The organism is Streptomyces sp. NBC_00459 (assembly GCF_036013955.1).
Classification (GTDB): domain Bacteria; phylum Actinomycetota; class Actinomycetes; order Streptomycetales; family Streptomycetaceae; genus Streptomyces.
On the sequence record NZ_CP107903.1, the window covers coordinates 3,374,257 to 3,398,204 of the forward strand.

Sequence of the window (23,948 nt, forward strand, 5' to 3'; positions counted from 1 at the left end):
CCGACAGGCCCTGCCCGGCACCGACCGGGCAGGGCCTGCTGCGTGATCGGCCCGGCTACGGCTGGCTACGGCAGCCCCAAGCCGTTCCCGTTCCCGTTCCCCTCATCGCCCCGGGTTGAACACCGGGTGGTAGCTCTCCGGCGGAGCCAGATAGCTGACCGGCAGTCCGCCCGTGTCGATGACGATCTGGTCCACGGCGATCGCCGGGTCGACCATGAAGAGCCGCAGTTCGTGTTCGCCGGGTTCGGTGACCGTCACCGTGGCCGTCAGTCTCTCGACGCCGTCCTCCACCTGGCGGGCCCAGGCGTCTCCCCGGTTGCCGGTGGCGACGGACTGCCCGGACAGAACCGTCACCGGCTGGTCGTCGAGAGCGAGCGCCACCCGCCGCCGGCCCCGCTCGTCGAGCGACGGCAGCCGGAAGACGGTCACCGGGAAGGTACCGGTGCTGTTGAAGCGCACCCGGTACCTCAACTCCGGTGCCCGCGCGGCGAAGTCGGCGGTGATCGGAGCCGCCGTCGACGGCACCGCCTCCACCGCGCCGCTACGACGGCCCAGCCCGCGTACGGTACGCCAGCGGGCCCCGCCCCGCGTCACCCGGCGGTCGGTGTGCGCGGCGTCGATCGAGACGTACCCGTGCGCCTCGACGAAGCCCCGCCGCCAACGGCGCGCCCGTTCACCGTCGTTGCGCACACTCAGCGGTACGTCGACACGCTGCCCGGCGTCGGCCCCGCTCACGGTGACCGTCGCGTCGTGGGCCCCCTCGGGCACCCGGTCCCAGTCGATCTCCACCCACACCCTGGTCTGGTCGGTCAGGGAGCCGCCCGACTCGCTCAGCGTGACCCAGGGGTGACTGGCCTCGGCGGTCCAACCCACCGCCAGGAAGCCGGTGTTGAAGACGTCCACGAAGCGGCGGTCGCGGGTGCCGGAGAAGAAGGACAGCGGGCGGGCCGTCCCCGTCTCGTTGCCCTCCGATGCCACTCCCAGCCCCGACGTCTCCTGCCGGGTGACCCTGCTGACGGCCGGGCGGCCCGGCGCCTTCGGGATCTGCGAGGGGTACGGATTGACGATGCCGTCCCATTTGCCGCCCGCCACCTCGGTGTTGTAGCGCTTGGTGAGCGCCGCCTCCGCGGTGTGGGCCGCCTCGGCCAGGTCCGCGAAGCGGTTCGTCCCGGCGCCGCGTCCCTGGCGCCGGGCGAGCGCGTTGCGATCCGCCCAGTAGTACTTCAGGTTCATCAAGTAGGCGCCGTGCACCGGGTATTCGACCAGCTCGAAGTAGGCGTCCCGGTAGGCCTCGGGCAGCTTGGCGCCCAAGGTCCGTGCCCGTTCCAGCAGTTGCTCGTAGGCGGCAGTCCTGCGGCTCGCCTCGTCACCGTGGTGGACCACGGAGATCAGGCCCGGGGCGATGAACTCCGGGCGCAGTTCCGCCGCGAGGCGGTAGTACTCGGTGCGGATCTCGGCGATCTCGCGGCCGTGGCGGCGCCCGAACTGCCGGCCGGCCCACTCGGCCAGGAAGCCCTCGACCCCCTCGGCGCCGTCCGCGTCCCACCGGTTCACGTCCCAGGCGACGTCCATGGCGAAGGACAGCCCGTTCTCGATCGACTTGACGTCCCCCACGTTGAAGATCCACATGCGGTCGGCGCCGTGCTCGTAGACCCGGCGCAACTCCTGCCAGACCTTGGCCGGTTGGGTGGTGTCCAGCCACAGATAGCTCTTCGGGCGGCCCCAGTAGGAGAGGTGGTAGTAGATGCCGTTGCCGCCCGTGCGCCGCCGCTCCGCGTCGTTGGGCAGTTGGCGCATGTTGCCGTGGTTGTCGTCCGGCCAGATGAGCGTGACGTCGTCGGGTACCTGGACGCCCGCGTTGTACAGGTCCAGTACCTCCTTGTACGGGATGAAGATCTGCGGCTCGGCGGCCTGGCCGACCTCCTCGGCCAGGATCCGTCGCTGGTCGGCGATGATGTCGTTCATCACCACGACCTTCTCGGGGATCGTCGTCGCGTGCTTCGTCTCCAGCGCGCTGTCGTGCAGACCGCGCATGCCGAGCGTCCAGCTGCTCTCGTAGGTGGCGTTCTGGCGGGCCCGGGCTCTCCAGTAGTCCGAGATGACAGCGGGGTTCACCGTGTAGTCGTACACCGGCAGACTGCCGTCGGCGTTGCGGTGCTCCGCCGCCCACGGGTCCCATTCGTGGACGCCGTTCCGGAGCAGGGCCTCGGGGTGGCTGGAGCCGACGACTATGCCGTAGTGCTCGGCCAGTTCGGGGTTCTCGCGGTGCTTGTTGAAGAAGTCGGAGTACGGATGCATGGCCGGCCAGAGGTAGTTGGCCTTGAGGCGGAGAAGCAGTTCGAAGACGCGCTTGTACGTCTCGGGGCCGATGTTCTTGTCCGGCTCCTGGGTGCGGCGGGACCAAGTGGTCAGGTTCTGCTCGTCGTTGATGAAGATGCCCCGGTAGCGGACGGAGGGCTCGCGGCGCGTGCAGGGGCCCGCAGGCACGGTCACCTCGTCGCGGTGCTCGACGGGCACGTCGGCCCACCAGTACCAGGGTGAGACCCCGATGCGTTCCGAGGTGTCGTAGATCCCGTAGATCGTGCCGCGCCGGTCGCTGCCCGCGATGACCAGTGCGCGGTCCACCCCGGGCAGCGGACGGTCGACCACCTGGGTCACCGACGCTTCCCAACTCCCCTTCACCCGGGAGACGTCGAGACGGCCCTGGGCGATGAGTCCGTCGATGACCGGGCTCGCGCCGATCGTGCCGACGACGACCAGCCACGTGGCCTGCTCGGGGACGGCGTGCACCAGTCGCGGCCGTACACCGCCGACCCGTTCGATGTCCGCCTGGAGATCCCCGGCGGCGCGGAGCACGGCGGGGTCGTCGCCCGCGTCCACGAACACATCGGTGGCCGATCCGCCCCGCACCAGCGGGAATTCGGGTCTGCCGGCCTGGAGCGAGGGCGCGGCGTGGGCTGTCCCGGCGACCAGCCCGGGAAGCAGTGGGATCACTCCGGCGGCGGCCATCGCACGCAGGAACGACTTGCGGGTCCATGACTGCGCGGGGTCCTGCGGTGACTGCGGTTGCCGTGACCGGCCCTGAGGTTCGTGGTGCGGCACGAGACGCTCCCTTTCCGCCCCGAGTCCCGCGCCGGCTCTTCGCGCAGCCGGTCAGGGGAGCTGAGCGTATGAGTGGCTGTGAGCAGGCGAAGGGCGCACGAGCCGACGGCATGCATGTTGACATGGCCGGACCAGAAAGCGCTTGCTATGCACCCTAGGACAGGCTCGGCCCGAACGTCCATAACCCGACGGTCATCGGCACCACCGCCGGGCGCGAGAGATCTGCGGCCTCGAGCACCAGGCGGCGAGCCACCCGCGGAAAGCCGCTGTTCGGAGGCCTGCGTAGACATGCGCCGGCAGGTTGGTCGCCCTGCGGGCCGACGGTTCCTGCGGCGAATGCCGGCTTGAGCCGACAGAGCAACGCGAGGGTCCTACGCCCCGCTACGAGCCTCCACGAGTCGCCGCTGCACCTCCAACACCAACTGCCGAAGTCGCCCCGGCCGCAGACTCCCGCTGTCCATCCACTCGTCCAGACGCGGGCGTAGATACTGGACCGCGCCTGGTCCGCGGCGACGCAGCACCGAACGACTGACCGAAATCTCCTCCTGGATTTCCCGTCGGAGGTCATCGGTCCAGCCCTGGCTCCGGTCCTCGTCCCCCAGCGGTGCCTTGAGAGCGGCCACGGCCTCATCGAGTACCGAGAGCAGGTCCACAGCTCCTCCAGCAGCTTCGTGGCGAGAGAGTCCCCAAGCTCGCGGAACGACCAACGGGACGATTGTCCGCCACCGGGAAACGAAGCGGCCAACCGTCCGGTCGGCAATGTCGTGTCGGACCCCTCAGCCCACGTACTCCGTGGCCGCGTCGAGCAGCCAGTCCGTCAGATAGCCGGCGAAGGAGGAGCGGACCAGTACCCAGAAGCCTGCCCTGGGCTCGTCCCGGGCGACCAGGACGATCTGGGTGCGGCCCAGGGTCGTCTGGGCGCAGCGGCCGGGGCCGAAGGCGCGCGGGTGGAGGTCCAGGGGGCAGCCGTGCGCCAGCAGGTCGCGGGCGCGGGGGCCCGTGACGAGGAGTGTGGTGCGCTGGGCGGAGACATCGACGACGGACACCGGCTCGTCTCCGGCCGCCTCCCTGATACGGGTCTCCAGGTCCCGTTCGCTGCCCGGCGGCCCCACCAGCAGCCACTCGTCCGGGCCCAGCCACAGGGCGACCAACTCCCCGGCGCGTACGACGGTGTTGGGGGCGAGCGGCAGCGGGAGGTCCAGCGCCGGCCCGATGGCGTCCGCCGCCGCTCCCTTGGAGTCGAGACGCACGTCGAGCTGGGTCAGGAAGGGGAGTTCGGCCAGCCGGATCGCACCCCCGGAGGTACGGGTGGCGGCGGCCAGGCGGCCGGCCGTGTGCGCCAGAGGGGACACCGGCGACAGGGCGGACACGGGGGACGGGGAGGACAGGGAAGAGGGCCGGGCGGCGCTCAGGGTGGTGGTGTCAGCCATCTCGGCGGGCTCCCTCGGGGTCGTAGAGGACGGGGCTGGCGACGGTCACCGGGACCAGACGGTCACCAACGGGGGCGTACAGCCGTTCGCCGACGCGTTCCCGGCCGCCCTTGATCAGGGCGAGCGCGAAGGTCCGGCCCAGGGCGGCGCTGCGGTAGCTGGAGGTGACATGGCCGAGCATCGGGACCGGCGGCGCGGGCAGCACACTGTCGGCGACCAGTTGGGTGCCCTCGGGGAGGAAGGTGCCGGGGTCGTCCGGGAGCAGGCCGACCAGGTGCTTGCGGTCGGGGCGGACCGCGTCGGCACGGGCGTACGACCGCTTGCCGATGAAGTCGGGCTTCTTCTTCGACACCACCCAACTCATGCCGAGATCCTGCGGAGTCACGGTGCCGTCGGTGTCCTGGCCGATGATCGGGTAGCCCTTCTCGGCGCGCAGGACGTGCATGGTCTCCGTGCCGTAGGGCGTGATCCCGTACGGGGTACCGGCCTCGTACAGCGCCTCCCAGAGGGCGCGGGCCTCCCACGGCGACACGTTGATCTCGTAGGCCAGCTCGCCGGAGAAGCTGATCCGGCACACACGTGCGTCGATGCCCGCGACGGATGTCTCACGCCAGGCCATGAAGGGGAAGTCGTCGTTGGCGACGGCCAGTTGGGGTGCCAGGGAGCCGAGGACGTCCCGGGAGCGCGGGCCCACGAGAGCCACCGTGGCCCACTGCTCGGTCACCGACGTGCAGTGGACGCGCAGGTCCGGCCACTCGGTCTGGGACCACTCCTCCATCCAGTCCAGTACGGCGGCGGCGTTGCCCGTCGTCGTGGTGACCAGGAAGCGGTCCGGGGCGAGACGGATGACGGTTCCGTCGTCGAAGACCATGCCGTCGGGGCGGCACATCACGCCGTAGCGGATCATGCCGACCTTCAGGGTGCTCATCATGTTGGTGTAGAGCAGGTCGAGGAAGACGCCCGCGTCCGGGCCCTGTACGTCGATCTTGCCGAGGGTGGAGGCGTCCATGAAGGCCACGCTGTCGCGGGCGGCGGCGCATTCGCGGAGCACCGCCGTCTCCATGTCCTCGCCGGCCCGCGGGTAGTACCAGGGGCGCTTCCACTGGCCGACGTTCTCGAACAGCGCGCCCTGCTCGACATGCCAGCCGTGCAGCGCGGTCGTCCGGATCGGGTCGTGCAGCGCGCCCCGGTCGCGGCCCGCCAGGGCGGCGAAGGAGACGGGGGTGTACGGCGGGCGGAACGTGGTCGTGCCGAGCGCCGAGATGTCGACGCCGAGGAGCGCGGCGACGATGCCACTGGCCAGCAGGCCGGACGTCTTGCCCTGGTCGTTGGCGGTGCCCGCCGTCGTGTAGCGCTTGGTGTGCTCCACCGAGCGCATACCGGCGCCGGTCGCGCGGGCCAGGTCGTCGACGCTGACGTCGCGCTGGAGGTCGACGAAGGAGCGGGTGTCGGACGCGTCGGGGATGGCGTACACGTGCATGGGCGGGGTGTGCGGCTGTGCGGCCGGGTCGGGGGCGGGGAGGCGGGGTGCCTCGGGTGCGTAGCCCTCCGCCGCGAGTGCGCGCGATGCCGCGCCCACACCCTGCGCGAGGACAGAGGGCAGATCCAGGGCACCCGCCGCGCTGCCCGCGACCTCGACGGCCTGCCGGCAGGTGTCGGGGACGAAGGCGCCGAGCGCATCGTCGTAGCGGAGCTTTCCGCCCGCCTGGCTGAACAGCTGGGCAACCGGGTTCCAGCCGCCGGAGACCAGGAGAAGGTCGGCGGTGAACTCCCGCCGGCCTGTGGTTCCTCCGGCGGCTGTGGGCTCTCCTTCGTACGGGGCCGCCGTCACGGCGGTCAGGCGCGCGTCGCCTTCCGTGCCGCCCCGCGTGCCCACGACGGCGTGTCCGGCCAGCACCTCGATACCGGCGGCCCTCGCGCGTTCGGCCCACTCCCCCGGGTAGGGGCGGGTGTCGACGATCGCCGCCACCTCCGCACCCGCTGCGATGAGGTCCAGGGCCGCCGCGTAGGCACTGTCGTTCGTGGTGAACACGACCGCCCTGCGGCCCGGCAGGACACCGTGACGGTTCACGTACGTGCGCGCCGAGGCGGCCAGCATCACTCCGGGACGGTCGTTGTCCGCGAAGGCCAGGGAGCGTTCGTGGGCGCCGGTGGCGAGGACCACTCGGCGGGCGCGGATGCGCCAGACACGTTCGCGGGAGACGTTCTCGGGGGCCGCCGCGCCCAGGTGGTTGGTGCGGCGTTCGACGGCGAGGAGGTGGTTGTCGTCGTAGTAGCCGAAGACCGTGGTGCGGGGCAGGACCCGTACGTCGGGGGCCGCGTCCAGGTGCGCCGCGGTCGCTTCCACCCAGTCGAGGTGTTCGGCCGTGCCCAGGAGGCTGCCGCCCGGCTCCGGGCGGTCGTCGGCGAGGATGACCCGGGCGCCGGTGCGGGCGGCTGCCGCCGCGGCGGCCAGGCCTGCGGGGCCCGCGCCGACGATCAGCAGGTCGCAGTGGGCGTGTACGGCGTCGTAGCGGGCCGGGTCGGGGGTCGTGGCGAGGCGGCCCTGGCCGGGGAGGCTGGTCGCCACGAGGCCGTCGTACAGCTCCACGGTGGTGGCGGGGAGCATCGGTTCGGGGAACGGGGCCTCGATCTGGATGACGGCGTTCGGTTCCTCGACGCCTGCGGAGAAGATGCCTCGGGGGCGGCCCAGTTTGATGCTGGTGCCTGTTTGGATGATGCCGTTGGCGAGGAGGGCGGAGGCGAGGGTGTCGCCTTCGTAGCCCTCGTACTGGGTGCCGTCGAAAGTGAACGTCAGACGGTGGTCGCGGTTGATTCGGGCGCGGGCGGGGAGTCTGAACGGCTGGGATTCCTCCCCCACCCCGCCCCTTCCCGAAAGTTCTGGGGGCTCTGCCCCAAGGCCCCCGGTCGGCCCTGAAGGGGCCTCGTCCTCAAACGCCGGACCGGCTGAAAATGCCGCCGGCCGGGGCTGAGAGGTTGCTGAGGTTGCCGCGCGCCTCGCCTCCTCGACGACCGGGCGTTCCTCCCCCGCCCGGTACACCGCCAGGATCTCGTTCGTCCCCGTGTCCCGTACCGCGTTGAACCAGCGGCGGCAGCCCGCCCCGTGGTTCCAGCGTTCGGCGAAGGGGCCCTTCGGGTTGTCGCGGAAGAACAGGTACCGGGCCCACTCCTCGTCGGTCAGGGCCGACGGGTTCTCCGGGTACGGCACATGTGCCTGGCCGCCGTAGTGGAACTCGGCCTCGTCGCGGGGCCCGCACCACGGGCAGGGGATGAGCAGCATGTCGTTCGGCTCCCTTGAGGGTCCCTAGTGGGCCACCGCGGCCGCGCCGTGCTCGTCGACGAGCGCGCCGGTGGTGAAACGGTCGAGCGAGAAGGGGGCGTTGAGGGCGTGGGGGGTGTCGTGGGCGATCGTGTGGGCGTAGACCCAGCCGACGCCCGGGGTGGCCTTGAAGCCGCCGGTCCCCCAGCCGCAGTTGAGGTAGAGGTTGTCCACCGGCGTCAGGCCGACCATCGGCGACGCGTCCGGGCTCACGTCCACGATGCCTCCCCAGGTACGCAGCACATGGGCCCGCGCGAACACCGGGAAGAGTTCCAGGGCCGCCGACATCTGTTCCTCGATGATGTGGAACGCGCCGCGCTGCGTGTACGAGTTGTACGAGTCGATGCCCGCGCCCATCACCAACTCGCCCTTGTGCGCCTGGCTGACGTACACGTGCACGGCGTTGGACATGACCACCGTCGGATGCACGGGCTCCAGCAGTTCGCTGACGAGTGCCTGCAACGGGTGGCTCTGGAGCGGGAGTTCGATGCCCGCCATCGCCGCCAGGACCGAGGTGTGGCCCGCCGAGCACAGCGCGACCTTGCCCGCCGCGATCGGGCCCAGGGTCGTCTGCACTCCGACCACCCGGCCGGCGACCACGTCGAGGCCCGTCACCTCGCAGTTCTGGATGATGTCGATGCCTGCCGCGTCCGCCGAGCGGGCCAGGCCCCACGCCACGTGGTCGTGCTTCGCGATGCCCGCGCGCGGCTGGTAGGTGCCGCCCAGCACCGGATAGCGCACGTCCGGCGAGATGTTGACGATCGGGCAGACCTCTTTGACCTGGTCCGCGTCGAGCCACTCCGCGTCCACACCGTTCAGGCGGTTCGCCTCCACCCGGCGCACGCTGTCGCGAACGTCCTGGAGGCTGTGGGCCAGGTTCAGCACTCCGCGCTGGGAGAAGAGGATGGGGTAGTCCAGCTCCTCCTCCAGGCCCTCCCACAGCTTCAGCGCGTGCTCGTAGATGCCCGCGCTCTCGTCCCACAGGTAGTTGGAGCGGATGATCGTGGTGTTGCGGGCCATGTTGCCGCCCGCCAGCCACCCCTTCTCCAGCACGGCGACGTTGGTGATGCCGTGGTTCTTCGCCAGGTAGTGGGCGGTGGCGAGGCCGTGTCCACCGCCGCCCACGATGACTACGTCATAGCTGCGCTTCGGCTCGGGCGTGCGCCACAGCCAGTCGGGGTGCTCCGGCAGTTCGGCGCCGGGAGTACGGGGGCTCATCGCGCTTCTCCGTCTTCTACGGTGAGTGGAGCGCCCCAAAGGGGCGTGGGGCGGTATCGATCTGCGGCTCCGCCGCGGGGCGCGACCAGCCACGACGGCGCCGCAGTGAAACGACGACAGCACCACCTCGCCGCCCTCCCAGCGGAGCGCCTACCCACGGAGGCGGGACATCGTCGGGTCGAACAAGGGCTCCTCTGCGACCACGGCCTCTACCCGCCGGTCGAAGTAGCCGATGCTCAACGTCGTTCCGGGGACGGCCAGTTCGGCCGGGAGCCAGGCGTAGGCGATGCCCTTGCCGATCGTGTAGCCGTAGGCGGCGCTGGTGACGTAGCCGACAGCACGGTCGCCCTCGTACACCGGCTCCTTGCCCATGACGACCGACCGCGGGTCCTCGATCGTCAGGCAGGTCAGCTTCCGGCGTACGTCCGTCCTACGGCGTTCCAGTGCCGCCTTGCCGACGAAGTCGCCCTTGTCGAGCTTCACGGCGAAGCCGACGCCGGCCTCGTAGGGGTCGTGCTCGTACGTCATGTCGGTGCCGAAGGAGCGGTAACCCTTCTCCAGGCGGAGGCTGTTGAAGGCGCCGCGGCCCGCGGCGATGCCGCCCAGGGGCTGCGCCGCCTGCCACAGGGTGTCCCAGAGTTTCTGGCCCTGGTCGGCGGTGGTGTACAGCTCCCAGCCGAGTTCGCCGACGTACGACAGGCGCATCGCCGTCACCGGGACGCTGCCGATGTAGGCGCGCTTGGCGCGGAAGTACTTCAGGCCGTCGTTGGAGAAGTCCTCGTCCGTCAGGGGCTGGAGGACCTTGCGGGCCAGCGGACCCCACAGGCCGATGCAGCAGGTGCCCGGGGTGATGTCGCGGACCTGGACCGTGCCGTCGGCCGGGAGGTGGCGGCTGAACCAGTCGAGGTCCAGGTTGCCGTTGGCGCCGACCTGGAAGAGGTCGCGGCCGAGGCGGGCCACGGTGACGTCGCTGCGGATGCCGCCGTCGTGGTCGAGGAGGAGGGTGTAGGTCACCGAGCCGACCGACTTGGCGACCTTGCTGGTCGTCAGGCCCTCCAGGAATTCGGCGGCACCCGGGCCCGTCACCTCCAGGCGCTTCAGGGCCGTCATGTCGTACATCGCGACCGTCTCGCGGGTGGCCTGGGCCTCGGCGCCGACGATCGGCGACCAGTACTGCGCCGCCCAGTCGTTCGGGGTGGGGACGGAACGGCCTTCCACCAGGGGGGCGTTGGCCTCGTACCAGTGCGGGCGCTCCCAGCCGTTCGCCTCCAGGAAGAAGGCGCCCAGCTCCTTCTGGCGGGTGTGGAAGGGGCTGGTGCGGATCGGGCGCGGGTCCCCGGACGGCTGGAGGGGGTGGAGGATGTCGTAGACCTCCACGAAGTTCTGGCAGTCGCGGGCCAGGACGTACTCCGGGGACAGCTGGTGCGGCTCGAAGCGGTTGAGGTCGCACTCGTGCAGGTCGAAGGAGGAGCAGAAGCCGTCGACCAGCCACTCGGCCATCGCCCTGCCCACGCCCGCCGAGTGGGTGACCCACACCGCCTCGGCGACCCAGAAGCCCTTGACGTCCTGGGACTCGCCCAGCAGCGGGAAGTTGTCGGTGGTGAAGGAGAACAGGCCGTTGATGCCCTCCTCGACCTTCGCGTCCTTCGTGGAGGGGAGGAGCGACTGGGTTTCCGTCCAGGCGTCGGCGAAGTCGTCCTCGGTGAACTTCAGGACCGAGGGCATTCCCCCGGCCGTGTCCGCCTCGTCGAAGGAGAGGATGTCGTCGGCCGGGACCGGCATCGGGCGGTGGCCGTAGTAGCCGATGCCGATGGCGTCGAAGCGGTCGCGGTAGTAGAGGTCGGCGTCCTGGTGGCGCAGGATCGGCCGTACCGCCTCCTCCGTCTGGCCCGCGAGGGCCGGGACCGGGCCGGTCCAGGCCAGCTGGTGGGCCAGGGGGGTGAGGGGGAGGTTCAGGCCGGCCATGCGGGCGATCTTCGGGCCCCAGATGCCGGCGCAGCACACGACGATGTCGGCCGGGATCTCGCCCTCGGAGGTGAGGACGCCGGTGACCCGGCCGTCGGTCTGCTGGACGTCCAGTACCTCGTGGCGGGGCAGGAAGGTCACGCCCCGCTCGGTGGCCCGGCGGATCTGGGCTTCGACGGCGAGGACCGCTTTCGCCAGGCCGTCCGTGGGGACCAGGAGGCCGCCCAGGACCCTGTCGGGGTTCAGCAGCGGGTGCTGCTCGACGCACTCGTCAGGGGTCAGGAGGCGGGACTCGATGCCCCAGGCGGTGATCCAGCCGTGGCGGCGGTGCAGTTCGGTGAGGCGCTCGGGGGTGGTGGCCACTTCGAGGCCGCCGACCTGGAGGAAGCAGGGCTTGCCGTCGACGTCCAGGGAGCAGAACTTCTCGACGGTGTAGCGGGCCAGCTCGGTCATCGTCTTGGACGAGTTCGTCTGGAAGACCAGCCCCGGGGCGTGCGACGACGAGCCCCCGGTGGCGGGCAGCGGGCCCTGGTCGACCACGGTCACTTCGGTCCAGCCTCGTGCGGAGATCTCGTCCGCGAGTGCCGCACCGACGACGCCCGCTCCGATGATGACCACTCGGGGTCCCGCCATCGCCGCACCTCCGGTTGAAAACCAGTCCAGGCCCTCAGTGTCAGTTGCTGTCTACGCAACATGACTCAGGTTGCGCAACTCAATGTGCCTGCCGTGCAGGTGGGTGTCAAGGGCCCGCCACACAGCCCGTCCGGCGTTTGAGGACGAGCGCGTTCAGCGCGAAAGGGGGGTTCGGGGGCGCAGCCCCCGAGGATGGGACGGGCAGGGGCGGCGGGGGCGAAACACAGCAATGCCCGGCAGACGGCGCACGCGTACGCGCACCGCCCACCGGGCACCCATGCTCGACACACTTCAGGACGCGTCAGGACACTCCAGGTACTACTTGATCCACGCGTCGACCTTCGCCTTGTTGGCGTCGACCCACTTCTTCGCCGCCGCCTCCGGCGTCATCTTGTCCTCGGCTATGTACTTGGCCACAAGGTTCTGGTCGTCGTTCGTCCAGGTGAAGTTCTTGACCAGGTTGTAGGCGGGGCTGCCCGACTTGGCGAACTTCGCGCTGACGATCTTGTCCAGCTTGTACACGGGGTAGTCGCAGGCGATCTTCTCCGCGTCGGCGTCACAACCCGTCTTGTACTCGGGCAGCTTGACCTTGACGAGCGGCACCTCGGACATGAACCACTGGGGCTCGTAGAAGTAGCCGATCACCCATTCCTTGTCCTTCTCCGCCTTGCGGAAGGCCTGGATGAGCGCGGTCTCGCTGCCCGCGTACACCACCTTGAAGTCCAGCTTCAGGTTCTTGACCAGCGCCTCGTCGTTGGTGACGAACGAGGGGTCGCCGTCGAGGAGCTGGCCCTTGCCGCCCGACTCGGAGGTCTTGAACTTCGCCGCGTACTTGTCGAGGTTGTTCCAGTCGGTGATGTCCGGGTGGGCCTTGGCCAGCCACGGCGGCACGTACCAGCCGATCAGGCCTTCGTTGCCGGTCGGGCCGACCTCGACAGCGGTCTTCTGGTCGGTGATGTACTTCTTCTTCAGGTCGTCGTGGCCCCAGTTCTCGATGACGGCGTCCACCTCGCCCGTCCCGAAGCCCTGCCAGGCGATCTCCTCCTTGAGGTCCTTCTTGGTGACCTTGCAGCCGAGGTCGTTCTCCGCGACGTACGCGACGACCGCCGCGTTCGCCTCGTAGCCGACCCACGGGTTGACCGCGAGGTTGAAGGTGCCGCACTTCGTCGAGGAACCGGAGGTCCCGGAGGAGTTGTCGGAGCCCGAGGAGTCGTCGCCGACCTTCGCGCCGCCGCAGGCGGTGAGGGTGAGGGCGAGGACGGCCATGCCGGCCGCGCCGGCTCTCCACTGTGTTGCTTGCCTTGCCATGGTGGGTTAGCTCCTTACGCGCTGGTACGCCGCGCCGCTGCCTGAGTGATCCGGTCGAACATGACTCCGAGAAGGACGATGGCCAGCCCCGCCGCCAGCCCCTTCCCGTACAGCTGCCCCTGCGAGAAGCCGGCCACGACGTCGTAGCCGAGGGCGCCCGCGCCTACCAGGCCGCCCACAACAACCATCGACAGCACGTAGATCAGACCCTGGTTGGTGGCCAGGCTCAGGGCTCCGCGTGCCATCGGCAGCTGGACCTTGGTGATGATCTGCCAGGTGTTGCACCCGGCGGAGGTGGCCGCTTCCACGGTGGTCGCGGGCACGTTCCGTATCCCGTCCGCGATGATCTTCATGGCGACGGGCGCCGCGTAGACGATGGCGGCGACGATCGCGGTGAAGCGGGTCGCGCCGAACAGCGCCAGGAACGGTACGAGGTAGACGAACGGCGGCATGACCTGCGCCGCGTCCAGGGTGGGCCGGATCAGCCGGTCGGCGAGCGTGCTGCGCCCCATCCAGACACCGACGACGACGGCCAGCAGCATCGTCATCACCGTGGCGACGAGCGTGGACGCCAGGGTCGTCATGCTGTCCGACCACACCCCGGTGGCGACCAGCAGCCCGACGCAGACGGCCGTGGTGACCCCGGACCGCCAGCCGCCGAGCACCGCGCCGACACCGACCAGGACCGCGCCGACGAGCCACCAGGGCGAGTCGGTGAGCAGGGTCTGGAAGGGGTTCAGCAGGCCGTTGGTGAGGGCGTCGCGGATCGCGTTCGTCAGACCCGACAGGTTGTCCTGCACCCAGGTGCTCGCGGTGTCGGCGCCGCTCGCGACGGAGCTGCCGACACTGCCCTCGCCGGGGAACTCCGCCGCCCACACGTAGGTGTGCGACAGATAGACGAGGACGGCGGCGACCACCGCTCCCGCCGCCACCAACTGCCGCCGCCAGGCGAGGAGTCGGCCGCCAGAACGCCGGGCCGCCTCCTCACGCCCGCTCGCGGCGGTCGTGACGCGGTCGAGGACGATCGCCATGACGACGATCGCGAGGCCCGCGTTGAAGGCCGTACCCACGTCGAGCGACTGCAGGGCCTGGATGACGGTCTTGCCGAGGCCGGGCGCGTCGATCAGGGCGGCGATGGTCACCATGGCGAGGGCGGCCATGATCGTCTGGTTGACGCCCATGACCACGGTCCGCTTCGACATCGGCAGCAGGACCTTCAGCAGCGACTGCCAGCGGGTCGCGCCCAGCGAGTCGGCCGCCTCGACGGTGGTCTCCGGCACGGACCGGATGGCGTGCGCGGTGATGCGGATCGCCGGCGGGGCCGCGTAGACGACGGTGGCGATGGTCGCGGAGGCGCCGCCGATGAGGAAGAACAGGGTCAGCGGGGCGAGGTAGACGAAGGTGGGCATCGTCTGCATGAAGTCCAGGACGGGCGACATGACCTTGTTGACCCGGTCGGACAGCCCCACCCACACACCCAGCGGGATCGCGAACAGCAGCGCCACGAGCACCGCCGTCAGCGTCAGGGCGAGCGTGTCCATGCTCTCCTGCCACAGCCCCTGCAGCCCGAAGAACACGAACCCGGCGACGGTCAGCAGCGCCACCCGCCAGTTGCCCACGGCCCACGACACGAACCCGGCGATCCCGACGACCCCGAGCCATCCGATCTGCGGCAGCGGCCGCGAGTCGGACGGCTGGGAGATCAGATGCTGGACGAAGGTCGCCAGGTTGTCGATGACCAGGCGGATCTCGTTGAAGAAGTAGAGGAAGAGCGGGTTGGAGTTGCGGTTGGCGCCGATCGAGTCGTAGACGTCGTTCAGCCACCGGTGCAGGTCGGTGAGGTCCGCCGCCGCGAGGGTGAGGGTGTTCGTGCCGCGCAGTACGGCGAACAGCACCAGCCAGACGACCAGGATCGCCCCGACCACCATGCGCCGGCTGACCCGGCGTACGGCCGCGACGGGTGCGGCGGCCTCGGGGACGGCGTCCTGAGGCCCGGGCGCCTCCGGTGTCGGGGGTTTCTCCATGGCGACGGTCATCGCACGTCGCCGCCTTCCGGTTCCTGCCCGGCGACCACCGCGAGGATCTCCTCGTCGCCGACGATGCCGAGCAGCTTGCCGTTCTCGACGACCTTGACCGGCTTCTCGGCGGCCAGGACGGCCCGGGTGGCTTCCCGTACGACGACGTCCGGGCCCAGCTCGGGGCCGTCGAGGGCGTCGCCGTCCACCGCCGGGCGCATGATCCAGCGCAGGGTGAGGACGTCGGCGCGCGGCACGTCCTTCACGAACTCGCGTACGTAGTCGTCGGCGGGAGCGCCCACCAGCTCGTCGCCCGTCCCGCACTGGACCATCTTGCCGTCGCGCATGATGAGGATGCGGTCGCCCAGTTTGAGCGCCTCGGAGAGGTCGTGGGTGATGAAGACCATGGTCTTGCCGACCTCGTGGTGCAGCCGGATGACCTCGTTCTGCATGTCGCGGCGGATCAGCGGGTCGAGCGCGGAGAAGGGCTCGTCGAAGAGGAGGACCTCGGGGTCGCCCGCCAACGCCCTTGCCAGGCCCACGCGTTGCTGCATACCGCCGGAGAGCTGGTCGGGGTAGGAGTTCTCGTACCCGGAGAGGCCGACGAGCTCGACGACCTCCAGGGCCCGCTTCATGCGCTCGGCCCGGCCCATCCCGCGTATCTCGAGGCCGAAGGCGACGTTGTCGACGACCCGCCGGTGCGGCAGCAGCCCGAAGTGCTGGAAGACCATGGAGAACTTCTGGCGGCGCAGCTCGCGCAGCCGCTTGTCGTCGGCGTCGCGGATGTTCTCGCCCTCGAAGACGATCTCACCGGCGGTGGGTTCGATCAGCCGGGTGAGACATCGCACCAGGGTCGACTTGCCGGAACCCGACAGACCCATGACCACGAACACCTCGCCGGGCGCCACGTCGAAGTCGATGTCGCGTACGGCTGCGGTGCATCCCGTACGGTCCATCAGCTCGCGCCGGGTGAGCCCGCACAGCTCCTCCGACTCCGGGACCCGCTCCGCCTTCGGCCCGAACACCTTCCACAGGCCGCGCACGGAGATGACCGGCGTGCCGTCCGAGTCCTGGGGCGTGCCGCGCCGCTGCGGCACCTCGGTCTGTACTGGGGTCACGATCGACCTCTTTTCGGCGTTCAGCCGCGGAACCAGTGCTGCGGCCGGGGTTGGATGTTCTGCCAGATGTGCTTGGGCTCTCGGTACTCGTCCAGGCCGCTCGGTCCCAGCTCCCGGCCCACACCCGAGTGCCCGAAACCACCCCATTCCGCCTGCGGCACATAGGGGTGGTAGTCGTTGATCCACACGGTGCCGTGGCGCAGCCGCCGGGCGACCCGCTGGGCCTTCCCGGCATCCTGCGTCCAGACGGCCCCGGCGAGTCCGTACTCGGTGTCGTTGGCGATGCGTACGGCATCGTCCTCGTCACCGCTGAAGCGCTCCACGGTGAGCACGGGCCCGAAGGACTCCTCGTGCACCACCCGCATGTCCTGGGTGCACTCGTCGAGGACGGTCGGGGGGTAGTAGTGGCCGTCGGCGAGCGCGGGATCGTCCGGCCGCTGACCACCGCAGCGCAGTACGGCACCTTCAGCCAGCCCGGCCGCGACGTACGCCTCGACCTTCGCCAGGTGCTGCGCGGAGATCAGCGCGCCGGTCTCGGCCTCGGGGTCGAAGGGCCCGCCGAGCCGGATCTGCCGGGCCCGCCGCACGACCTCGTCGACGAACCGGTCGTGGATCGAGTCCTCGACAATGAGCCGCGCACCGGCGGAGCAGACCTGCCCGGAGTGCAGGAAGACGGCGGTGAGGGCGAAGTCGACGGCCGTCTCGAAGTCGGCGTCGGCGAACACGACGTTGGGGTTCTTGCCGCCGAGTTCCAGGGCCACCTTCTTCACGCCCGCGGCGGCGGTGGCCATGACGCGCTTGCCGGTCTCCAGTCCCCCGGTGAAGGAGACCATGTCGACGGCGGGGTCCTCGGAGAGCGGCGCCCCGACCTCGGGCCCGGCCCCCAGCACGAGGTTGGCGGCGCCGGCGGGCAGCCCGGCCTCCGCCAGCGCCCGCATCAGCAGGATCGAGGTGGAGGGAGTGAGTTCGCTCGGCTTGAGAACGATCGTGTTGCCGGCGAGAAGGGCCGGGGCGACCTTCCAACTGGCTTGCAGGAGGGGGTAGTTCCAGGGAGTGATGAGCCCGCAGACACCGACGGGCTCGTAGACCACCCGGCTGACGGCGTCGTCGCGGCCGGTGTCGATCACCCGGCCGGCATCCGTACCCCCGATCCCGCCGTAGTGGCGGAAGCAGGAGACGACGTCGGCGATGTCGTACTCGCTCTCCACCAGCCGCTTGCCGGTGTCCAGCGACTCGGCGCGGGCGAACTCCTTGGCGTCGCGCTCGATGAGCTCCGCGGTGCGCAGCAGCAGTTGGCCGCGCTCCCGTTCGGGGGTACGCGGCCAGGGTCCTGTGTCGAAGGCGCGGCGGGCTGCGGCGATCGCGGCCTCGGCGTCGGGACGGGTCCCCTCCGAGGCGGTCGCGGCGAGTCTGCCGTCAGCGGGACATCGTATTTCGCGGCGGCCACCGGCCACCGGCTCCCGCCATTCACCGTCCACATACAGGTCTGCCACGCGCCAAGCCTTTCAACAGAAATTCGTTGCGCATCGTGCACCCAATTGCTTGTGGTGGAACACCCTCGCGAATGTGCAGACATACGTCAAGTAGTTGGCGGATGACGATTTCGACAGGGGCTCATCAGGGGCTCAGCTGTGCGCGCAGCCGCCCGCACGGCGGCGTACGCAGTCTCGCGCACGGTTGACCAGCCACCGACCGGCCACCCTTGACCAGAGCGGCCAGCGAGCCGACCATGTTGCGTATCGCTCACCATGTTGTGCAATACGCACCAACGGAGGCCGACGTGTCCCCTAAGTTTCCTCGACCGGTACCTGGCAGTGAGTACGTCCTCACCCTCTCGTGCCCCGACAGCTCGGGGCTGGTCCACGCCGTGAGCGGCTTTCTCGTCCGGAACTCGGGAAACATCCTGGAGAGCCAGCAGTTCGATGATCGACTCCAGGGCCGATTCTTCATGAGGGTCCACTTCGATGTTTCCGACCCGAACGCGGACCTGGAAAACCTGCGTTACCGATTCGGCCCCGTCGCCGAGGCCTACGGCATCTCCTGGACCCTGCGGGACGCGTCGACGCCGACCCGCACCCTGATCATGGTGTCCAAGTTCGGCCACTGCCTGAACGACCTCCTCTTCCGCCGTCGCACGGGTGGCCTGAACATCGAGATCCCGGCGATCGTCTCCAACCACCGCGACTTCGAGGGTCTGGCGGAGAGCTACGGCATCCCCTTCCACCACATCCCGGTGACCCGGGACACCAAGCCGGAGGCGGAGGCCCGACTGCTGGAGCTGGTGCGGGAGTTGGACATCGACCTGGTGGTGCTGGCCCGCTACATGCAGGTCCTCTCCGACGACCTGTGCAAGGAGCTGGAGGGTCGGGCCATCAACATCCACCACTCCTTCCTGCCCAGCTTCAAGGGCGCCCGTCCCTACGACCAGGCGTACGACCGCGGGGTCAAGCTCGTGGGCGCGACGGCGCACTATGTGACGTCCGACCTGGACGAGGGCCAGATCATCGAGCAGGACGTGGTCCGGGTGGACCACTCGCTCGACCCCGGCGAGCTGGTGACGGTGGGCCGGGACGTGGAGGCGCAGGTGCTGGCACACGCGGTGAAGTGGCACAGCGAGAGCAGGGTGATGGTGGAGGGGAGCCGGACAGTGGTGTTCCGGTGACGGGTGCGTCCGCGCGCGAGGAGTGCGCGTGAGCAGTGCGTGTGAGCAGTGCCTGTGAGGGGCGCACGTCCGTATACAACGCCGAACACCTCGCGCGCAGTCCGCCCACCGCACCCCCACCAACCGAAGAAGCGAAGCGAAGCGTCCGCAGAGAGGTCGCCGGCGACGGGCCGACGACCCCTCACTCCCTGCGGCGTACGTCTACTTGCTCGCGGCGAAGCGCATCAGGGCGAGTTCGTCGCCCTGCTTGATCTTGCCCGTCGTGTTGATCACCTCTAGCTTCCAGGTGGCACCGGACCGCACTGCCTTGGCGACGGCGCAGCCGTTGTCCGTGGTGAGCATGCTGGGCCAGATGTCGGCGACCTGCTGGGTGCTGCCGCCACTCGCGTCGTACACCTTGAAACTGATGTTGCGCGCCTTCTGGAAGGAACTGCCCTTCTTGTAGGCGGCGGCGATGAACACGATCGAGGTGATGTGGGGCGGGATCTTCGCGAACTCGACCGTGACGGTCTCGTCGTCGCCGTCCCCGTGCCCCGTCTGGTTGTCCCCGCTGTGGAGCAGGGAGCCGTTGCCGATGGGGTCGAGCGAGTCGAGACCCGCCAGACGCACCGGGTCGCCGTCGTGCATGGCGATGGCGATCAGGTCGAGGTCGGTGCCGGTCTTGCGGCGAAGCTTGCCCATCACTCCGCCGCTCGCGCCGGAGGTGGGGTCCCAGGAGGCCCCGATGGACAGATGGGTAACCCCGTCCAGGTCCGCCGGGCCGTCTTCCTTCGTAAGCGTAATCATGGGCCCATACTGCCTGGGCTTTCGCCGAGGCCCCAGAACAGGCCCCTCTTTGATGACCGGAGGCTCCTGGGCCACGCCGAAGATGCAGCCGCCGAAGCGTCCGACCGATTACTCGAATTCATCATACTATGATTCACTTGAGTATGCTCAACACGAGTAAGTCGAGGTAACCCATGCCAGGCTTCGTAGGCCGCACATCCGAGCTGGTCACGCTGAACCGGCACCTCGACTGGGTACGCGCCGGCCGCGGCGACCAGCGCGGCCGTGCCCTTCTGCTCCGCGGCCGGCGTCGGGTCGGGAAGTCGCGGCTCGTGGACCTCTTCTGTGAGCGCGCCCAGGTGCCGTACGTCGTCCACCAAGCCACCCGCGGTGAGGACGCCCACCGGGAACGGACCCGCTTCCTCACCGAGGTCCGGCACTCCTCGCTGCCTGACACCGCCCTCCTGGCCGGCGTCACGACTGTCACCGATTGGGACACCGCTCTGCGCCAGCTCGCGGCGGTACTCCCGGACGACGCTCCCAGCATCGTCGTACTCGACGAGCTGCCCTGGATGCTCGAAGGCGACCCGGTGCTGGAGGGCACTCTGCAGACCGTGTGGGACAGGGTTCTGAGCCGCAAGCCCGTACTGCTCATCCTCATCGGCAGCGATCTGGCGATGATGGAGCAACTCTCCGCCTACGGCCGCCCCTTCCACCAGCGAGGGGCCGAGATGGTACTCGCGCCACTCTCCCCCTCCGAAGTCATGGCAATGACCGGGCTCCCCGCCGCGGATGCCTTCGACGCCCATCTGATCACCGGCGGCCTGCCCCTCATCTGCCAGGAGTGGCAGGAAGGCGAGAGCCGCATCGACTTCCTCTCCCGCGCCCTCGACGACCCCACCTCCCCCCTCCTGGTATCCGCCGAGCGGGCACTGGCCGCCGAGTTCCCCACCGCACTTCAGGCCAGGCACGTGCTCTCCGTGATCGGCAGCGGAGAGCGGACGTTCGGGACGATCGCCGCGAAGGCCGGAGCGGCTGATCGACCGCTCCCGCCCGGCTCCCTCAATCCCGCCCTGCACACCCTCGCGGGCAAACGACTCGTCGCCGTCGACGCTCCTCTCTCCACCCGCCCCGGAGACCGTGACCGCCGCTACCGGGTCGCCGATCCCTACCTCCGGTTCTGGCTCGCCTTCCTGGAGCAGGGGATCCCGGAGATCGAGCGCGGGCGCGGGCGGATCGTGGCCGAGGCGGTCGAACGCGGGTGGACCTCGTGGCGCGGGCGGGTGATCGAACCCGTGGTGAGGGAGTCGCTGGCCAGGCTGCTCCCCGACAACACGTGGCCGCAGGTGCGGGAAGTGGGCGGCTGGTGGCCTCGTACGAACAATCCCGAGGTCGACCTGGTGGGGGCGGACCGGTCGCCCGCACGCGAGATCGGCTTCGTCGGCTCGATCAAGTGGTACGAGCGCGGCTCCTTCGACCACCGCGCCCTGGCCGCGCTGGCCCGGGACGCCCTGGCCGTACCCGGTGCCGACGAGGACACTCCGCTGATGGCGGTGTCCCGCTCCGGGTTCACGGTGGACGGGCTGACAGCGACGTACGGGCCCGAACAGCTCATGGAGGCCTGGACTTCCGCGGCATGAGCGCCCTACCCAGGCCGCAGCCACAGGAGTGCCGGTCCAGGAGGGTGCCCGGAGCGCTTCCACCGGGGCCATCTGTGCCGCCCGGCCCACAGCGGAGCGGCCGGACGGACGCATGGTCCGCACTCTCACACCCGGCGCGTACGAGGACGCCGGTGTGATGGCCGTGCATCCGGACGGCACGGCCTGACGGCAGACACGGCGTCACCATCCCCGCGCGTACTCCGCCCAGATCGTCTTGCCTGGCCCGTCCACGCGCGGGTGCCAGTCCCAACGGGTGGCCAGCCGCGATACGAGGAGCAGCCCACGGCCGCCTTCCTCGGCGCCGCCGGTCCCCGGGACGGCGGCCGGGCGCCGGGGCAGCCGTTCGGCGCGGGTGTCGGTGACCTCGACGCGGACGGTACGGCCGTCGGCCGTGACGTGCACGCGGAGATGGAAGTCCCGGCCGGGGACGTGACCGTGGAGTACGGCGTTGGCGGTGAGCTCGCCGACGATCAGTACGAGGGTGTCGTGCGCGTCGGTGTCGTACGGGATGCCCCACGCGTCGAGGCGCAGCGCCGTCAGGCGGCGGGCGAGGCGGGCTCCTCGGGGCGTGGAGGTGAAGCGCATCTCGAAGACGCGGGCGGGGGTGGCGGGTTGGGCGGCGCCGGTGGGGTCTGCGGAGGCTGCGGGGACTGCGGGTTTGGTCGTCACACCGACAACGGTGTCGCCGGTCGCGTAGCGTGACCAGTGGTGACACACCGACGCGGCTCGGTTGTACGCGCGGTGCCGGTACGGGTACGAGGCGCGCGGCGTTACGGCGTCCGGTGGGCGGGCGTTGGGTTCGGGAGGCGGTTGGCGATGACCGAGGGTACGGCGGTTTCGGGGTCGGAGGCGAGGAGCCGGGTGCTTCCGGATGGCGGTGGCGAAGGCTCCGAGGACGGTGGGGTGGTGAGCCTCGGGGACGGGTGGGAGAACGACGACGAGGGCGGGCGGCGGCCGGAGGACGGGGCCGGGAAGGGGTTCGTCGTCGCGTTCGGGCAGACCATGAAGACGTGGCGGGTACGGGCGGGGATGGACCGCGAGGAGTTCGGGCGCCGCATCGGGTACTCGTCGGCGACGGTGGCCTCTTACGAGCAAGGCCGGCGGATTCCCTCACCGAAGACGATCGACCGGGCGGACGAAGCGGTGGGCGCGGGTGGGTTGTTGAGCGTGTGGAAGGAGGAGGTGGAGAAGGCTCAGTATCCCGTGTTCTTCCAGGGGATGGCGGCACTGGAGAAGGAGTGCCTTGAACTGCTCATGTATGACACGCATGTTGTCAACGGCCTCCTCCAGAACGAGGATTACATGAGGTCCTTGCTCGCCATGCGGCGTCCGTCCCTGGACCAGGAGATCATCGAGCAGCGAGTAGCGGCACGGCTGGCTCGGCACGACATCTTCGACCGGCGGCCCTCACCACTGTTGAGCTTCGTGATGGATGAGGCGGTACTAAGGCACCGATACGGCGGCCAGGACGTGGTGCGTGGGCAGTTGGAACATCTGCTCCTGATCGGCGAGAAGCGAAACGTCGAGATCCAGGTCATGCCGATCGACTGCGAGGACAACGCGGGTGTGAACGGGCCGTTCACAGTCGTCACGCGGAAGGACGGCAAGAAGTTCGTGTACGCCGAGACACACGCCACCAGCACGCTGGAGACCGACCCGGAACAGACGGTTCTCGCCGCCGCCCGCTATGGGATCATCCGATCACAGGCTCTCACTCCGCGAGAGTCGATGAGGTTCATCGAAGGGTTGCTGGGATCGCTATGAACAACGCTGAATCCTCGACCGTCGCTTCCGGCCTCGCCTGGTTCAAGAGCAGCTACAGCGGAACCGAGGGCGGCCAGTGTGTAGAGGTCGCGGCCGGTACGGCAGTTGTGCACGTCCGGGACTCCAAGGCCGTGGCCGGGCCCGTGTTCACGGTGTCGCGTGAGGCGTGGGCGAGGTTCGTCGGGCGGAGCGTCTGACAAACCCCGCCCACCCCTGACCAGCTCGCTCAGCCGGCCTCGGCAAGCAGGGCGAGCTGGGCCTGGACCAGGGCGGCCGGGAGGGTGAAGGCATCCCCGGTGGCCCGGGAAGCCAGGTTCGTGGCGGGGAAGTAGCCAACCGTGCCGCCCTCCCGGACCACGACCACCCGCACCGGTCCGCTCACCCCATCGACCACGACAGTCAGGGTCGCCGCGATCACCTCGTCCGCACCGCCGGTACCGGCAGGCGCTCCCGTCTTCTGCACCTTGACGGTCTTCACCCGATCCTTGCCAGCCACCGTGTACACGAACCCGCCCGCCGCGCACTCCGGCACCGCCCGGCCAATGTCGGCCATCACGGCCTTCGCCGCCGTCTCCTGCCCGTACGAGGCCAGCGAGACGAAGGAGGTCGTGAAGTCCAGCGCCGCAGCCGCCAGTTCCTCGTCCGACGGGTGCGCCCCCAGATCCGCCTCGGGCGTCTCCTGCGGCCCGATCCACATCCGCCGCACCACCGACACCGGCGCCCCCAGCACCGACCCGGCCTGCACCGCCGCCAACGGCGTACACACCGCCTCCTCGGCGACCACCGTCCCGGCATTGGGGAAGTCCCGGTCCGACACCTGCGCCGTCACCGACCCCCCGGCAACCGCCTGCCCGTCCGCCAGCGCGACCGCCTCCAGCCCCTCCGGCGACAGAGCGACCATCCCCGCGCCCGCGCTTCCAACCTCACCCGCCACGGCCGACGCCGACACCTCCGCCTCCGCGGAAACAGCAGCCGCCACATCGTCACC

At 69.9% G+C, this 23,948-nt stretch carries 16 protein-coding genes; 4 read left to right on the top strand and 12 right to left on the bottom strand.

The window, feature by feature from the left end; genetic code table 11:
* Nucleotides 1-102 precede the first annotated feature (102 nt).
* From OHN74_RS14510 to OHN74_RS14550, 9 genes are all read right to left on the bottom strand, one after another.
* Entirely contained in the window at nucleotides 103-3,009 is a 2,907-nt protein-coding gene (locus OHN74_RS14510; protein ID WP_327700118.1) for a glycosyl hydrolase 115 family protein, read from the bottom strand.
* 869 nt (nucleotides 3,010-3,878) lie between these two features.
* Nucleotides 3,879-4,532, bottom strand: a complete 654-nt coding sequence (locus tag OHN74_RS14515; RefSeq protein ID WP_327694991.1) for a sarcosine oxidase subunit gamma — start codon at nucleotides 4,530-4,532, stop codon at nucleotides 3,879-3,881.
* A complete protein-coding gene (locus OHN74_RS14520) occupies nucleotides 4,525-7,812 on the bottom strand; it encodes a sarcosine oxidase subunit delta family protein (RefSeq protein ID WP_327694992.1) in 3,288 nt (1,095 codons plus the stop codon). Before OHN74_RS14520 ends, OHN74_RS14515 begins: the two co-directional genes overlap by 8 nt.
* 24 nt (nucleotides 7,813-7,836) lie before the next feature.
* Complete coding sequence (locus tag OHN74_RS14525) at nucleotides 7,837-9,069, bottom strand: sarcosine oxidase subunit beta family protein (protein WP_327694993.1); 1,233 nt, start codon at nucleotides 9,067-9,069, stop codon at nucleotides 7,837-7,839.
* Between the two features lie 150 nt (nucleotides 9,070-9,219).
* The gene (locus OHN74_RS14530; RefSeq protein WP_327694994.1) at nucleotides 9,220-11,667 is read right to left on the bottom strand and encodes a GcvT family protein; all 2,448 of its coding nucleotides are present in this window, start codon (nucleotides 11,665-11,667) and stop codon (nucleotides 9,220-9,222) included.
* Nucleotides 11,668-11,985: 318 nt separating this feature from the next.
* A complete protein-coding gene (locus tag OHN74_RS14535) occupies nucleotides 11,986-12,975 on the bottom strand; it encodes an ABC transporter substrate-binding protein (protein WP_327694995.1) in 990 nt (329 codons plus the stop codon).
* Between the two features lie 14 nt (nucleotides 12,976-12,989).
* Nucleotides 12,990-14,516 (bottom strand): ABC transporter permease, encoded by a 1,527-nt coding sequence (locus tag OHN74_RS14540; protein WP_443060553.1) that lies wholly within the window; start codon nucleotides 14,514-14,516, stop codon nucleotides 12,990-12,992.
* 491 nt (nucleotides 14,517-15,007) lie between these two features.
* Nucleotides 15,008-16,108, bottom strand: coding sequence for a quaternary amine ABC transporter ATP-binding protein (locus OHN74_RS14545; protein WP_327694997.1), 1,101 nt, complete (start codon nucleotides 16,106-16,108; stop codon nucleotides 15,008-15,010).
* Nucleotides 16,109-16,128: 20 nt separating this feature from the next.
* Nucleotides 16,129-17,601 carry an aldehyde dehydrogenase family protein gene (locus tag OHN74_RS14550; protein ID WP_327694998.1) on the bottom strand — a complete coding sequence of 491 codons (1,473 nt, stop codon included), beginning with the start codon at nucleotides 17,599-17,601 and terminating at the stop codon, nucleotides 16,129-16,131.
* A 287-nt stretch (nucleotides 17,602-17,888) separates the two neighbouring features.
* Here OHN74_RS14550 and purU point away from each other — a divergent pair, with 287 nt between their 5' ends.
* Entirely contained in the window at nucleotides 17,889-18,770 is an 882-nt protein-coding gene (purU, locus tag OHN74_RS14555) for a formyltetrahydrofolate deformylase (protein WP_327694999.1), read from the top strand.
* A 201-nt stretch (nucleotides 18,771-18,971) separates the two neighbouring features.
* On the opposite strand, the gene OHN74_RS14560 is transcribed toward purU, so the two are convergent.
* A complete protein-coding gene (locus OHN74_RS14560; RefSeq protein ID WP_327695000.1) occupies nucleotides 18,972-19,556 on the bottom strand; it encodes a TerD family protein in 585 nt (194 codons plus the stop codon).
* Nucleotides 19,557-19,729: 173 nt separating this feature from the next.
* On the opposite strand from OHN74_RS14560, the gene OHN74_RS14565 reads away from it, so the two are divergent.
* Nucleotides 19,730-21,175 carry an ATP-binding protein gene (locus OHN74_RS14565; RefSeq protein WP_327695001.1) on the top strand — a complete coding sequence of 482 codons (1,446 nt, stop codon included), beginning with the start codon at nucleotides 19,730-19,732 and terminating at the stop codon, nucleotides 21,173-21,175.
* A gap of 201 nt (nucleotides 21,176-21,376) precedes the next feature.
* Here OHN74_RS14565 and OHN74_RS14570 read toward each other — a convergent pair whose 3' ends face one another.
* Nucleotides 21,377-21,865 (bottom strand): ATP-binding protein, encoded by a 489-nt coding sequence (locus OHN74_RS14570; protein WP_327695002.1) that lies wholly within the window; start codon nucleotides 21,863-21,865, stop codon nucleotides 21,377-21,379.
* Between the two features lie 147 nt (nucleotides 21,866-22,012).
* Between OHN74_RS14570 and OHN74_RS14575 the strand changes: the two genes are divergently transcribed.
* Nucleotides 22,013-22,960 carry a helix-turn-helix domain-containing protein gene (locus OHN74_RS14575; RefSeq protein ID WP_327700119.1) on the top strand — a complete coding sequence of 316 codons (948 nt, stop codon included), beginning with the start codon at nucleotides 22,013-22,015 and terminating at the stop codon, nucleotides 22,958-22,960.
* The gene (locus OHN74_RS14580) at nucleotides 22,957-23,157 is read left to right on the top strand and encodes a DUF397 domain-containing protein (protein WP_327695003.1); all 201 of its coding nucleotides are present in this window, start codon (nucleotides 22,957-22,959) and stop codon (nucleotides 23,155-23,157) included. The genes OHN74_RS14575 and OHN74_RS14580 overlap by 4 nt, the downstream gene beginning before the upstream one ends.
* A 29-nt stretch (nucleotides 23,158-23,186) precedes the next feature.
* Here the strand turns inward: OHN74_RS14580 and OHN74_RS14585 are convergent, their stop codons facing one another.
* Nucleotides 23,187-23,939 (bottom strand): hypothetical protein, encoded by a 753-nt coding sequence (locus OHN74_RS14585; protein WP_327695004.1) that lies wholly within the window; start codon nucleotides 23,937-23,939, stop codon nucleotides 23,187-23,189.
* Nucleotides 23,940-23,948: the final 9 nt, after the last annotated feature.